General features: G+C 63.4%; 12 protein-coding genes. 3 read left to right on the top strand and 9 right to left on the bottom strand.

Going from position 1 to position 13,410, the window contains the following annotated elements; translation table 11 throughout:
* Positions 1 to 34: 34 nt before the first annotated feature.
* From dbpA to yccS, 3 genes are all read left to right on the top strand, one after another.
* Positions 35 to 1,420 carry an ATP-dependent RNA helicase DbpA gene (dbpA, locus tag IDM28_RS01340; protein WP_101315812.1) on the top strand — a complete coding sequence of 462 codons (1,386 nt, stop codon included), beginning with the start codon at positions 35 to 37 and terminating at the stop codon, positions 1,418 to 1,420.
* 73 nt (positions 1,421 to 1,493) lie between these two features.
* A complete protein-coding gene (locus IDM28_RS01335; RefSeq protein WP_188035200.1) occupies positions 1,494 to 2,675 on the top strand; it encodes an NAD(P)/FAD-dependent oxidoreductase in 1,182 nt (393 codons plus the stop codon).
* Between the two features lie 60 nt (positions 2,676 to 2,735).
* Positions 2,736 to 4,919, top strand: a complete 2,184-nt coding sequence (gene yccS, locus IDM28_RS01330; RefSeq protein WP_150571088.1) for a YccS family putative transporter — start codon at positions 2,736 to 2,738, stop codon at positions 4,917 to 4,919.
* Between the two features lie 9 nt (positions 4,920 to 4,928).
* Here yccS and IDM28_RS01325 read toward each other — a convergent pair whose 3' ends face one another.
* From IDM28_RS01325 to IDM28_RS01285, 9 genes are all read right to left on the bottom strand, one after another.
* The gene (locus tag IDM28_RS01325) at positions 4,929 to 5,666 is read right to left on the bottom strand and encodes a substrate-binding periplasmic protein (protein ID WP_101315806.1); all 738 of its coding nucleotides are present in this window, start codon (positions 5,664 to 5,666) and stop codon (positions 4,929 to 4,931) included.
* Positions 5,667 to 5,853: 187 nt separating this feature from the next.
* Entirely contained in the window at positions 5,854 to 6,801 is a 948-nt protein-coding gene (locus IDM28_RS01320; RefSeq protein ID WP_181089562.1) for an ornithine cyclodeaminase family protein, read from the bottom strand.
* Entirely contained in the window at positions 6,798 to 7,772 is a 975-nt protein-coding gene (locus tag IDM28_RS01315; RefSeq protein ID WP_188035199.1) for a threonine/serine dehydratase, read from the bottom strand. Before IDM28_RS01315 ends, IDM28_RS01320 begins: the two co-directional genes overlap by 4 nt.
* A gap of 115 nt (positions 7,773 to 7,887) precedes the next feature.
* Entirely contained in the window at positions 7,888 to 8,523 is a 636-nt protein-coding gene (locus IDM28_RS01310) for a transcriptional regulator (RefSeq protein WP_103435802.1), read from the bottom strand.
* A gap of 93 nt (positions 8,524 to 8,616) precedes the next feature.
* Positions 8,617 to 8,913, bottom strand: a complete 297-nt coding sequence (locus IDM28_RS01305; protein ID WP_188035198.1) for a helix-turn-helix domain-containing protein — start codon at positions 8,911 to 8,913, stop codon at positions 8,617 to 8,619.
* A gap of 11 nt (positions 8,914 to 8,924) precedes the next feature.
* Positions 8,925 to 9,425 carry a M48 family metallopeptidase gene (locus IDM28_RS01300; RefSeq protein ID WP_101315795.1) on the bottom strand — a complete coding sequence of 167 codons (501 nt, stop codon included), beginning with the start codon at positions 9,423 to 9,425 and terminating at the stop codon, positions 8,925 to 8,927.
* Positions 9,426 to 9,464: 39 nt separating this feature from the next.
* Positions 9,465 to 11,585 carry a putative bifunctional diguanylate cyclase/phosphodiesterase gene (locus tag IDM28_RS01295; protein WP_150571083.1) on the bottom strand — a complete coding sequence of 707 codons (2,121 nt, stop codon included), beginning with the start codon at positions 11,583 to 11,585 and terminating at the stop codon, positions 9,465 to 9,467.
* A 177-nt stretch (positions 11,586 to 11,762) separates the two neighbouring features.
* Positions 11,763 to 12,827: a class II fructose-bisphosphate aldolase gene (gene fba / locus IDM28_RS01290; RefSeq protein WP_101315791.1), complete on the bottom strand. Its 1,065-nt coding sequence runs from the start codon at positions 12,825 to 12,827 to the stop codon at positions 11,763 to 11,765.
* Between the two features lie 97 nt (positions 12,828 to 12,924).
* The gene (locus tag IDM28_RS01285; RefSeq protein ID WP_101315788.1) at positions 12,925 to 13,254 is read right to left on the bottom strand and encodes an MliC family protein; all 330 of its coding nucleotides are present in this window, start codon (positions 13,252 to 13,254) and stop codon (positions 12,925 to 12,927) included.
* Positions 13,255 to 13,410 lie beyond the last annotated feature (156 nt).

Genomic DNA, 13,410 nt, shown 5'->3' with positions numbered 1-13,410 from the left:
GGGCATTTTTCGCTTTGCTACCCAGGCCCGCCTCGTGACCACCGAATCCACCGCATTTGCCTCTTTGCCCTTGTCTGCCGCCATGCTGGCCAACCTGGAGGCGCTCGGCTATGCCGCGATGACCCCGATCCAGGCCCAGAGCCTGCCGGTGATCCTGCGTGGCCAGGACCTGATCGCCCAGGCCAAGACCGGCAGCGGCAAGACTGCCGCCTTTGGCATCGGCTTGCTCAATCCGCTCAACCCGCGCTACTTCGGCTGCCAGGCACTGGTCCTGTGCCCGACCCGCGAGCTGGCTGACCAGGTGGCCAAAGAACTGCGCCGGCTGGCCCGGGCGGAAGACAACATCAAGATCCTGACCCTCTGCGGTGGGGTTTCGCTCGGCCCGCAGATCGCCTCGCTGGAGCACGGCGCGCACATCATCGTTGGCACTCCGGGCCGGGTTCAGCAGCATCTGGACAAGGGCACGCTGGTCCTCGACGGGCTCAACACGCTGGTGCTCGACGAAGCCGACCGCATGCTCGACATGGGCTTCTTCGACGCCATTGCCGCGATCATCGGCAAGACCCCGTCGCGCCGGCAGACCTTGCTGTTCTCGGCCACCTACCCGAGCGGCATCGAGCAACTGGCTGCTGATTTCATGCGCAAGCCGCAGCAGGTCAAGGTCGACGCGCTGCACAGCGAAACCCAGATCGAGCAGAGCTTCATCGAGATCGACCCGCAGCAGCGCCTTGAAGCGCTGACCCGCGTGCTCGCGCACTACCGCCCTGAATCGTGCGTGGCGTTCTGCTTCACCAAGCAGCAGTGCGACGAAGTGGTCAACCACCTGACTGCCAAGGGCATCGTTGCCCAGGCGCTGCATGGCGACCTGGAGCAGCGTGACCGCGACCAGGTGCTGGCGATGTTCGCCAACCGTAGCATCTCGGTGCTGGTTGCCACCGACGTTGCCGCGCGCGGCCTGGATATCGACGGCCTGGACATGGTCATCAACGTCGAACTGGCGCGTGATGCCGAAATCCACGTACACCGAGTCGGCCGTACCGGCCGTGCTGGCGAAAAGGGCGTCGCCGTCAGCCTGGTCGCTCCCGCCGAAGGCCATCGCGCCCAGGCCATCGAGCAGCAACAGAAGCGCCCCCTGCGCTGGGAACAGCTGGACAACCTCAAGAGCCAGGGCGGCGAGCCGCTGCTGCCGGTAATGGTCACTCTGTGCATCGGCGCCGGGCGTAAAGACAAGCTGCGCCCGGGTGACATCCTCGGTGCACTGACCGGCGACGCCGGCATCCCTGGCAAGCAGGTCGGCAAGATCGCCATCTTCGACTTCCAGGCCTTGGTTGCGGTCGAGCGAGCATTGGCCAAGCAGGCCGTGCAGCGCCTCAACAGCGGCAAGATCAAGGGCCGTGCGCTGAGAGTGCGGATCCTCTGATAGCTACAGCAACCCTGTGCCGGCGGCGCAGGGTTGGCCTCACCTTCTGTTCAACTGATTCCAGGTAACTCCCGTGCACTCCACCGACGTGATCATCCTCGGCGCTGGCGCCGCCGGCCTGATGTGCGCTCAGCTCAGCGCCAACCGTGGCCGCCGCGTGCTGCTGCTCGACCATGCCAACAAACCGGGCAAGAAGATCCTCATGTCGGGTGGCGGGCGTTGCAACTTCACCAACATGTACACCGAGCCGAGCAACTTCCTCTCGAACAACCCGCACTTCTGCAAATCGGCGCTGGCCCGCTATACCCAGTGGGACTTCATCGAACTGGTGGCCAGGCACCAGGTGCCGTATCACGAGAAGAAGCTCGGTCAGCTGTTCTGCGACAACAAGTCCAGCGACATCCTCGATTTGCTGCTGGCTGAATGCGACGCTGCCGGGGTGGACCTGCGCATGGACACCAGCATCGAGACCATCGAGAAAACCGCCGAGGGTTATCGGCTGCAGACCAGCGCCGGCCCGTTCGCCTGCCAGTCGCTGGTGATCGCCACCGGCGGGTTGTCGATCCCGACGCTGGGCGCCAGCGGCTTCGGCTACCAGGTGGCGCGCCAGTTCGGCCACACCTTGCTGCCAACCCGTGCCGGGCTGGTGCCGTTCACCATCACCGAGCCGCAGCTCAAGGCCATGTGCACCGAGCTTTCGGGCACCTCGCTGGACTGCACCGCCAGCTGCAACGGCAGCAGCTTCCGCGAGAACCTGCTGTTTACTCACCGCGGCTTGAGTGGCCCGGCGATTCTGCAGATTTCTTCGTTCTGGGAGGCCGGCGACAGCGTCGAGATCAACCTGCTGCCTGACCGTGACGCGCTGGACTGGCTGCAAAGCCAGCAAATCGAGCGCGCCAACAGCGAGCTGAAGACCGTGCTCGGCGAGGTGTTCACGCGCAAGCTGGCAAACCTGCTGGCCGAGCAGTGGTTCGAATCCAAGCCGATGAAGCAGTACACCCCGGCCGAGCTGGCACAGATCGCTGACAAGCTGGCCTGCTGGCAGGTGGTGCCGGCCGGCACCGAAGGTTATCGCACGGCCGAGGTCACCCTGGGCGGCGTCGACACCCGCGAAGTGTCGTCCAAGACCATGGAATCGCTGAAAAGCCCTGGGCTGTATTTCATCGGTGAAGTGCTCGATGTCAGCGGCCATCTCGGCGGATTTAATTTCCAGTGGGCCTGGGCTTCCGCCAACGCCGCGGCGCAGTTCGTGTAATGTAGAATCCTTTCAGCAATGCCCTGAAAGGTTCTCATCGATCACTGCCAGCAGGCCACTATGTCATCGAGCTCGTTTCGTCATTCTCTGCGTCGTTTGTGGGGCCAGGACAAGTTCAGTTATGCCATCCGGGTGACCATCGCCCTCACCGGCAGCATGGCCTTGTGTTGGTATCAAGATGAAATGAAGCTGTTGATCCCGCTGTTTCTGGGGATCATCGCCAGCGCCCTGGCCGAGACCGACGACGGCTGGCAGGGCCGCCTCAGCGCCCTGCTGGTGACCCTGGCCTGTTTTGCCATCGCCGCGCTGTCGGTCGAGCTGCTGTTCCCCTACCCCTGGATCTTTGCCTTCGCCCTGGCCCTGGCGGCGTTCTGCCTGACCATGCTCGGCGCCTTGGGCGAGCGCTATGGCGCGATTGCCTCGGCGACCTTGATCCTCTCGGTGTACACCATGATCGGCGTCGACCAGCGCGGCGGTGAGGTCACCGACTTCTGGCACGAGCCGTTGCTGCTGGTGGCAGGCGCTGCCTGGTATGGGCTGCTGTCGGTGCTGTGGCAGGCGCTGTTCTCCAATCAGCCGGTGCAGCAGAGCCTGGCCAAGCTGTTCTACGAGCTGGGCCGCTACCTCAAGCTCAAGGCCAACCTGTTCGAGCCAATTCGCAACCTTGAAGTGGAATCGCGACGGCTGGAGCTGGCCCAGCAGAACGGCAAGGTGGTCGCAGCCCTCAACGCCGCCAAAGAGATCATCCTGCACCGGGTCGGCAACAGCCAACCCAACTCCAAGGTCAGCCGCTACCTCAAGCTGTATTTCCTGGCCCAGGACATTCACGAGCGCGTGAGTGCCTCGCACTATCCGTACAACGCCCTGGCCGAGGCGTTTTTCCACAGCGACGTGATGTTCCGCTGCCAGCGCCTGCTGCGCCAGCAAGGCTCGGCCTGCCAGCAGCTGTCGGAATCGATCCGCATGCGCCAGCCGTTCGTCTACGGCAGCGGTTTTGCCGAAGCGCTGGAAGACCTGCACGCCTCCCTGGAACACCTGCGCATCCAGAGCAACCCAGCCTGGCGCGGCCTGCTGCGCTCGCTGCGGGCGCTGGCCGGCAACCTCGCCACGCTGGACCGCCTGCTCGCCGACGCCAGCAACCCGGACGGCCTTGCCGATGCCAGTGACAGCAGCCTGCTGGACCGCTCGCCGCGCAACTTCAAGGACGTCTGGAGCCGCCTGCGCACGCAGCTGACGCCGACTTCGCTGCTGTTCCGCCACGCCCTGCGCCTGCCGCTGGCGCTATCAATCGGCTATGGCATGGTGCATCTGATTCACCCGACACAGGGTTACTGGATCATCCTCACCACGCTGTTCGTCTGCCAGCCCAACTATGGCGCGACGCGGCGCAAGCTGGTGCAGCGGATTTTCGGCACGGCGATCGGCCTGACGGTCGGCTGGGCGTTGTTCGATCTGTTCCCTAACCCGGTGGTGCAGTCGTTGTTCGCGGTGGTTGCCGGGGTGGTGTTCTTCGTCAACCGCACCACCCGCTATACCCTGGCCACGGCGGCAATCACGCTGATGGTGCTGTTCTGCTTCAACCAGATCGGCGACGGTTACGGCCTGTTCCTGCCGCGCCTGTTCGATACCCTGGTCGGCAGCCTGATCGCCATTCTGGCGGTGTTCCTGTTCCTGCCCGACTGGCAGGGGCGGCGGCTGAACAAGGTGCTGGCCAATACTTTGACCTGCGCCAGCGAGTACCTGCGCCAGATCATGCAGCAGTATGCGTACGGCAAACGCGACGACCTCGCGTATCGCTTGGCCCGGCGCAATGCGCACAACGCTGACGCAGCGCTGTCGACCACTCTGGCCAACATGCTGATGGAGCCTGGCCACTTCCGTAAGGAAGCCGATGTCGGTTTCCGCTTCCTGGTGCTCTCGCACACCTTGCTCAGCTACCTGTCAGGACTAGGTGCGCACCGCGATACGGCGCTGCCGCCAGAGGTCCACGAGCAACTGATCGACGGTGCCGGGGTCAGCCTGGCCAACAGCCTCGACCAGATCGCCAACGGCCTGGCCGCGCGCCTACCGGTGGCGATTCACAGTGATGAAGAAGAAGCCTTGGCCAATGCCCTCGAGCAGATGCCGGAAGAGCTGGATGAGCATCAGCGTCTGGTGCAGACGCAGCTGGCCTTGATCTGCCGCCAGCTCGGCCCGCTGCGGACCATGGCCGCGCACCTGATCAAGGAAGGTGCGCCGAGCTGAGCCAAGGTTCTAGAAGCCATGCTGGCGCAGCAGGCGCTGATAGCTGCCATCGGCCTTCATGGCCGCAATCGCGCGCTCGAAGCGCTGCACGATCTGCCGATGTTGCGGGTGCTGCAAGCTGACCAGAATGTGCAGGCTGTTCTCACCGAGCGGCGGATCGACAAAACTGACCGAGTCACGCACCTGCTGCGGCTCGCGCTGCAGGTTGTAACGTGCGACGTACTCGTCTTCCACTGCCAGCTTGACCCGCCCGGCCGCCAGCATGCGCACAGCTGAGGAGAAATTGCGCACCTGTACCTTGCTCAGGCGGCTGTCATCGTCGAAGCTCGGCGAATAGGCATAACCGCGCACCACGGCGATGCTGTAGGGGTACAGGTCAGCCTGGCGCTGATAAGTGAAGGCCTCACCCTGACGCTTGAGCAGGCGAATGCGGTTACTCAGAAAGGCACTGGAAAACTGCCCGATCTGGGTGCGCGACTCGTTGTACCAGGCGTTGACCAGCACGTCGTAACGTCCTTCGCCCAACCCTTTCAACGCACGCGCCCAGGGCACTTCTTCGTATTCACTGGCAAAGCCTGCGCGCGTCAGCGCCGTGGTCACCAGGCTGGTCGCTAGGCCACCGCCGGGCAGGCTGGCGTCGGTGAACGGCGGCCAGCTGTCGGCAACCAGACGCAGTTTTTGCTCTGCAGCTGCAGGCGAGGCCAGCAACGCCAGCAACAGCCCGGCAAGGCACAGCAGTGGCCGCATGCACGAATCCTTTTGGCAATGGGGGGCTCCCGCGGATGACGGTAACATGTGCTCCGTCATACCGAGCAGAATACAGATCCGCGGGACTGCCGACAGCGGACAATGATGTCAAATGGCCTCTATTTTGGCCAAGCCGGCAGATTACTTGCCAAAGCAATAATCAGGCCTCGTTGCGAGGCCCAATTGGTCAGCGTTGCAGCACCTCCAGCACGCAGCGGGCAATCTGCGCATCCTGCACCGCAACGCCGGTCAGATCGGCGAGGGTCAGTTGCCCGTCGTGTTCGCGCCCGGTCGCGTGCCCTGCCAGCACCTCGCCGAGTTCGCTCAGCTGGCTTGGGGCTATCAAACCGGCCTTGAGCGCATGAGACACCTCGCCGTACTGGCTACATTGGCGGCGCGAATCGACAATGATCCGCTGAGCACTGGCGACCAGCTCCACCGCCAGTTCCTGCTTGCCTGGTGCATCGGCACCAACCGCGGTGATATGGCTGCCGGGCAGCAGCCATTCACGTTGCAGCAGCGGCTCGCGGGAAGGCGTGGCGCAGACCAGCAGGTTGGCCGCCTCGGCCACTAGCCGCGGTTGCTCGACACAGCGCACCGTGCAGCCCAGCGCCTCGGCAAACGCCCTGTAGTCGCGCCGCGCGGCGTCACTACGACCCCACACCAGCACCTCGCGGCAGGCAGTGACTGCCAGCAACTGCTCCAGCTGCAAGCGCGCCTGCATGCCGGTGCCGAGGATGCCGATCGCTTCGACCCGGTTCGGCGCCAGCAACCGTGCCGCGATGCGCCCAGCCAGGGCGGTGCGCATGCAGGTTAACCAACCCTGATCCGCCAGCAGCGCCAACGGCTGGCCGGTGCTGGCACTGAGCACCAGCATCAGCCCGTCGTTGCTCGGCAAGCCCTGCTGCGGGTTGCTGTAGAAACCAGTGGAAACCTTGACCGTGAAGGTCTCACTGCCCTCGACATAGGCCGATTTGATACAGCAGTCGCCATTTGCCTGAGGGAAGCCGAATGCCTGCACCGGTGGCACCTGCACCCGGCCTGCGGAATAAGCGACAAAGCCCAGTTCGATGGCGCACATGGCCTGATGGGCATCCAGCGCGGCCATGATCGCCGGCAGCTCGTAGACCTTCATGCGATAGCCTCGAGGTATTTCTCCAGCACGATATTGCGGCCGCACAGCACGACTGCGACTTTCTTGCCGCGATACTCCTCGGCCAGCGCCAGCATGCCGGCCATCGCCACGCCTGCGGCGCCCTCGATGATCCAGCGCTCGCTGGCGGCGACCTCACGCATGGCAGCCTTGATCTGCGCCTCACTGGCCAACACGCGCTGACTCAACAGCCGTTGGCACAGGCCGAGGGTAACGCTGTCGGGTTCGACGCCGCCGGCGGTGCCATCCGAGATAGTCTCCTCCTCGTCGACCTCGATGATCCGCCCGGCTGCGAGTGAGGCATGCAGGGCCGGTGAGTTGGCTGGCCAGCAACCAACGATGCGGGTTTTCGCCGACAGGCCATGCAGGGCCGCTGCAATGCCGCTAATCAGACCACCACCGCCCACAGCCACGAACACCGCATCCAGCTCCGGCTGCTGCTCGAACAGTTCCAATCCGACCGTGCCCTGACCGGCGATGATCTGGTAGTCGTTGTACGGCGACACGTACGGTTTGCCTTGCAACTGCGCCTGGCGCCCGGCTTCCAGTTCGGCGCCGAGCGGATCGAGATCAAGGCTGATGACCTCGGCGCCCAGTGCGCGCATTGCTTCCAGCTTATAGCTGGAGGCCTGCGTGGTGGTGTAGACGCTGACCGGCACGCCCAGTGCCTGGCCGGCCAAGGCAAGGCCCTGGCCGTGGTTGCCAGAGGACGCGGTGATGACGCCACGCTGGCGCTGGACCGGGTCAAGCAGGCGCAGCTTGTTGCTGGCACCGCGGTATTTGAACGAGCCGGTGTGCTGCAGGTGCTCGCACTTGAGGTAAACCTCACAGCCGCTCAAAGCACTCAGGCGGCTGCTCAAGGTCAACGGCGTGACCGCGACCTGCGGGCGCAGCGCGGTGTGTGCTTCAGTGATGGCCTGCTGCAGGGAGCCCAGTGCTTGGTCGTCGATCATCGGTAATGCTCTCGGTGACAGAGCGCTACCCAGGCAGCGCACTCATATGGAAATTAAATCTACGATAGATTTTATTTCCACAGCGCGCAAGCACCAGCGAGCAGGTCGACAGGTATCAGCTTTCGCGAGCGAGCTTCACGTACTTGTAGACGGTCGCCCGGCCCATGTTCAGCACGTTGGCCACATAGTCATAAGCGCTCTTGCCGCGGAACGCCCCTTCGCCATGCAGGGCCTCGATCAGCTCGCGCTTGTGCTCGCGCTCCAGCGTGTTGAGGCTCTGGCTACGTTCGGCCAGCCAGCTGTGCATGAAGGTGTTGATGCGCTCCTGCCAGTCATCACGAAACAGCACTTCAGGTTGCGGTAGCAGGCGGCTGGCCTGGAAGAACACATCCAGCGCCTGCCTGGCCTGCTCCAGCAGCGATACGTTGAAGTTGATGCACAGCAGCGCTTCGGGCTGGCCGTTGTCATCGAGCATCACACTGCTGATCGAGCGAATTTTCTGGCCGTCCCAGTTGAGCTTTTCGTACGGACCCAGGCGGGTAGCGCCATTGAGGTCGGCGGGCAAGTCGTGCAGCGCCGAGTCGTCGCCCAACTGGCGCTTGGAGATATTGTTGGCGATGTGCACGATGGTCTGGCTGCGCAGGTCATGCACCACCACTTCAGCATGCGGAAACAGCAGCGTGGCGACGCCATCGGCCATGGCGGCGTAGTTGCTGAAGCGGGGGCTGAGCGCCGGCCGGGGTGCAGACATCGCAAGCATTCCTGAGGGTAAAGCGCGCCATGCTAAGCCAGGCGCGACAGGCAGGGAAAGTGCAGCGGCCGCGAGCGACCCGCTGCAGATGATTCAGGGGTAGCCCAGCACCTGACGGATGTGCACCAGATGCGCGCCGATCCACTGCTTGTCGATCGCACCCCAGTCGCGGATGCGGTACTGCCCGGCATGGTTACGGGCACCGCTCTCCTGCTCGAATTCGCAGATGATGTCGAGGTCGGCCAGCGCAGCGATGGTGTCCTGAGCGGTACGCCGGGGCATGCCGGTGGCTTCGGTCAAGGCCGGTACGCTGGCGGCGGTCTGGCTGTCGATCAGCCAGGCGACGTACAGGCGGCGGTAGAAGCTGCTCTTGGTCTTGCTCACTTCCATGCTCGGGGTCCTTAGGATTGATTGGGCAGTTCCTGGTAGGTCAGGTAAACGCGCAGGTCGAATTCCAGTTGATGGTAATCCGGCTCCATGTGCTGGCAGAGCTGGTAGAACGCCTTGCTGTGGTCGCGCTCACGCAGGTGCGCCAGCTCATGCACGACGATCATGCGCAGAAACTCTGGCGCGGCGTCCTTGAACAAGGCTGCGATACGGATTTCTTTCTTGGCCTTGAGCTTGCCGCCCTGCACCCGCGACACAGCCGTATTCAGACCCAGGGCGCGATGGGTCAGGTCGAGGCGGTTGTCGAACAGCACCTTGTCCAGGTTCGGCGCACTGCGCAGGTAGCTCTGCTTCAGTTCCTGAGCGTAGGCGTACAACGCCTTGTCATTCTGCACCTGGTGACGTGCGGGATAGCGCTGGCGCAGGTACTCGCCCAGGCGGTCGCTGGCGATCATCTGCCGCACCTGCTCTTGCAGGTGCGGTGGGTAGGCTTGCAGGTAACGTAGGTCGGTCATGGCACGGCGGTCGATAAAAGCACACGCGATTCTAGCCAATCATTGCCCGGGCCAGTGGAAAAACAATGGAAAGCCGCTCGCATCGGCAGCGGTCATCGGCCGTGCCACCAAAAAGCCCTGCACATAACAGCAGCCGTGCGCCTTCAGCCAGGCCGCCTGGGCTTCGGTTTCCACGCCTTCGGCAATGACCGTGATCGCGTAGTCGGCGCACAGGCCAATGACGCTGCGCACCAACGCCGCATCGCTGGCCGAGTCAGGCAGGCGCGCGACCAGATGGCGGTCAAGCTTGAGCGTGTCGATGGGCAGATCGCGGATCATCCGCAGCGAACAGCCGCCGGCGCCGAAGTCGTCCAGCGCCACTCGCACGCCAAGCTCACGCAGGCGGTTGAGCTGCTTCACGGCGGCGTCGACGTTGTACATCAGCGAGGTTTCCGCCACCTCGACCTCAAGCTGCGCCGGGCGCAAGCCGTGCGCCTGGATCACCGCCTGCAGTTCATCGACCAGATTGGGCATGGCGAACTGGACCCGGCTCAGACTGATCCCCAGTACCAGGTCATCGGCAAAGCCCGCGCGCCAAGCCTTGCGCTGGGCAGCACCCTGATCGTAGATCCAGCTGGCCAGGCGGCTGATCAGCCGGGTCTCTTCCAGCAACGGGATGAACAAGCCCGGCGGTACATCACCGACGCTGGGGTGCTGCCAGCGCAGCAGCGCCTCGAAGCCACGCAGCTGGCCATCGGCAAACGCCACCTGCGGCTGGAACACCAGGCTGAAGTCCTTTTGCTCGATGGCGCTGCGCACGCCGTCTTCGAGCATCAGCCGCGACCGCGCACGGCCGTTCAGTTCCTGATCGTAAAACCGGTATTGCTGACGGCCAGCATGCTTGGCGGCGTACATCGCCGTGTCCGCTGCGCGCAACAGGCCCTCGAAAGTGCCGCCGCAGTCGGGATAGGTGGCGATACCAATGCTGACGCCCAGGGATACATCCACCCCGTCTACCTGGTGGGTGATCGACAGGCGTTCGAGCACCCGCTCAGCGAAGCGTCCGGCCAGCTCAGGATACGGCAGGCCGTCGAACAAAGCCGTGAATTCGTCACCGCCCATCCGTGCCAGCAGCGCCTCGCTGCCCAGGCAATCCTTCAGTTGAGACGCGACCCAGTGCAGGATCTCGTCGCCTGCCTCGTGCCCGAGCGAATCATTGATCCGCTTGAAGCCATCGAGGTCCATGTACATCAGTGCCTGGACCTTTTCCGAGTGCTCGTTGCGCAGCAGCGCAGCTTCGGCAGCCTGGTAGAAGCCGCGCCGATTGAGCAGGCCGGTGAGCGGGTCGGTGACCGCCTGCTGTTCCAGCTGCTGGTGCAGGCTGCGCACCACTGACATGTCCAGCAGGGTAATTACCATGGCGTGCTGCTCGCTCGGCAGCGGCGCGCAGGACAACGCCACCGGCACCAGTTGCCCGTCGGCGGTGCGCAACTGCGCATCGTGCACGCGGAAGATCTGCCGTTGCTGGTACGCCTTGAAGAAGTCCGACTCGCGCCACAGGCTCGGTGTCGCCAGTTGCAGCAGGTCAAGCACGTGGGCGCCCTGGAGCACCTGCACCGGGGTATCCAGCAGGCTTGAAATCGCCGGATTGGCAAAACTGATGGTGCCGCTCTCATCCACCACCAGGATGCCTTCGGCGGCGTTTTCCAGGATCGAGGCATTGAAGGCCCGCGCCGCTTCAAGCTCGCGGGTCAGGCGCTGCAGCATGCGTCGGTTGCGCTGCTGCTCGAGCAGGGCCTGCACCTTGGGCTTGAGGATCTGCGGGTCGAATGGCTTGAACAGATAATCCACGGCGCCGGCGGCGTAGCCCTTGAGCACGGCATCCTGCGACTGCTCGTTGGCAGTCAGGAAAATGATTGGAGTAAGTCGAGTGCGCTGGCTGCCGCGCATCAAGCGGGCGACTTCAAAGCCGTCCATCTCGGGCATCTGCACGTCGAGCAAAACCAGGTCGACTTCATGGCGGAGCAGCGCGCCGAGCGCCTCGGTGCCCGAACAGGCAGTCAATACCTGCCAATCCTGACGGGCCAGCAGGGCGCGCATGCTGATCAGGTTCTCTGGGTAATCGTCGACAACCAGCAAGACGGACTTGCCGTCCGTTGCAGTGGGTTGAGCTTCATCCATGCTGCTTCTCTTGTAAGAGCGACTGCTTCCTACCCGTCTACTCTAGACCGCAGTTGGCGGGGTGCAATGGAATCAGAACGCTATCACCGAATTTAGTTTCCCATGCCGACTAACGGTCATCTCGCAGACATAAAAAAACCCGCATCGCTGCGGGTTTTTTCAAGCATACAGCCCTGATCAGTTGACCTTGGCAGCCAGCTCACCTTTCAGGTAACGCTGGTACATGCCTTCGAGGGAGATCGGTTTGATCTTCGAGGCATTGCCGGCGGTGCCGAAGGCTTCGTAACGGGCGATGCACACGTCACGCATGGCCTTGACGGTTTCGCCGAAGAACTTGCGTGGGTCGAACTCGCTCGGGTTGGTCGCCATCAGACGACGCATGGCACCGGTCGAGGCCAGGCGCAGGTCGGTGTCGATGTTGACCTTGCGCACGCCGTACTTGATGCCTTCGACGATTTCTTCAACCGGTACGCCGTAGGTCTCTTTGATGTCGCCGCCGTACTGGTTGATGATCGCCAGCCACTCTTGCGGTACCGAGGAAGAACCGTGCATCACCAGGTGGGTATTGGGGATGCGCTTGTGGATTTCCTTGATGCGGTCGATTGCCAGCACGTCGCCGGTAGGCGGCTTGGTGAATTTGTAGGCGCCGTGGCTGGTGCCGATGGCGATGGCCAAGGCGTCGACCTGAGTCTTCTTGACGAAGTCGGCGGCTTCTTCCGGATCGGTCAGCATCTGGCTGTGATCGAGCACGCCTTCGGCACCGATACCGTCTTCTTCACCGGCCATGCCGGTTTCCAGCGAACCCAGGCAGCCCAGCTCGCCTTCTACCGAAACACCGCAGGCGTGGGCCATGGCGACGGTCTGCTGGGTGACGCGGACGTTGTAGTCGTAGTCGGTTGGGGTCTTGCCGTCTTCGCCCAGCGAGCCGTCCATCATCACCGAGCTGAAGCCCAGCTGGATCGAGCGCTGGCAAACGTCAGGGCTGGTACCGTGGTCCTGGTGCATGCACACCGGGATGTGTGGGAACTCTTCGATTGCCGCCAGGATCAGGTGGCGCAGGAAGGGTGCACCGGCGTATTTGCGAGCACCGGCCGAGGCCTGCACGATGACCGGAGAGTCGGTCTTGTCGGCGGCTTCCATGATGGCGCGCATCTGCTCGAGGTTGTTTACGTTGAAAGCTGGAACGCCGTAACCGAACTCGGCGGCGTGGTCCAGCATCTGGCGCATGCTAATGAGTGCCATTGTGTATCTCTCTCCCGACAAGCGTCGTTGTTTCGTGCAAACCTGCCATAGGGCGGTTGCTGTTCATGTTATGTGGGCCGCCGAAGCGACCCGGCCATCACGGTGCCTTGCAGCCCCGCCCTATCAGATCGTTGGTTGCTACCCAGTACACCAGGCCTTCTTCGCCGCGCAGATGCAGGGCCAGAACGCCATCGCTGTACAGCGCGCCAGAGGCGCCCGGCTCGGACTTGAGCCGGTAGACCTGGTCATTACCGCCAAGGCGGACATCGACCGAGTCCTGGCTGGCATCGGCGAAACGCCAGGATACTTCGGTCTGTGTATCACAGACCCAGCGCGTCCAGGTGTCTGTCGGCGCAGCCGGTGCCGGCTGCAGCAGTGAGCAGCCTGCCAGTGTCGCCAGGGCCATCAGGGCCAATAGCGCTTTCATCCGAAACCCTCGTTATGGGTCCGCTATGCGGCCCTTCGCGGGTAAACCCGCTCCCACAGGTTCGGTGCACGTCTGTGGGAGCGGGTTTACCCGCGAAGGCCGTGAAGCGGCCCCTAATCCAAGACCACAAAACCCAGTTTAGGTTGCCCGCCAACC

The organism is Pseudomonas sp. EZ-C24 (genome assembly GCF_014525325.1).
GTDB classification, from domain to species: domain Bacteria; phylum Pseudomonadota; class Gammaproteobacteria; order Pseudomonadales; family Pseudomonadaceae; genus Aquipseudomonas; species Aquipseudomonas shirazensis.
Note: the sequence above shows the minus strand (reverse complement) of the source record. Positions and strands in the feature narration are given on the sequence as shown.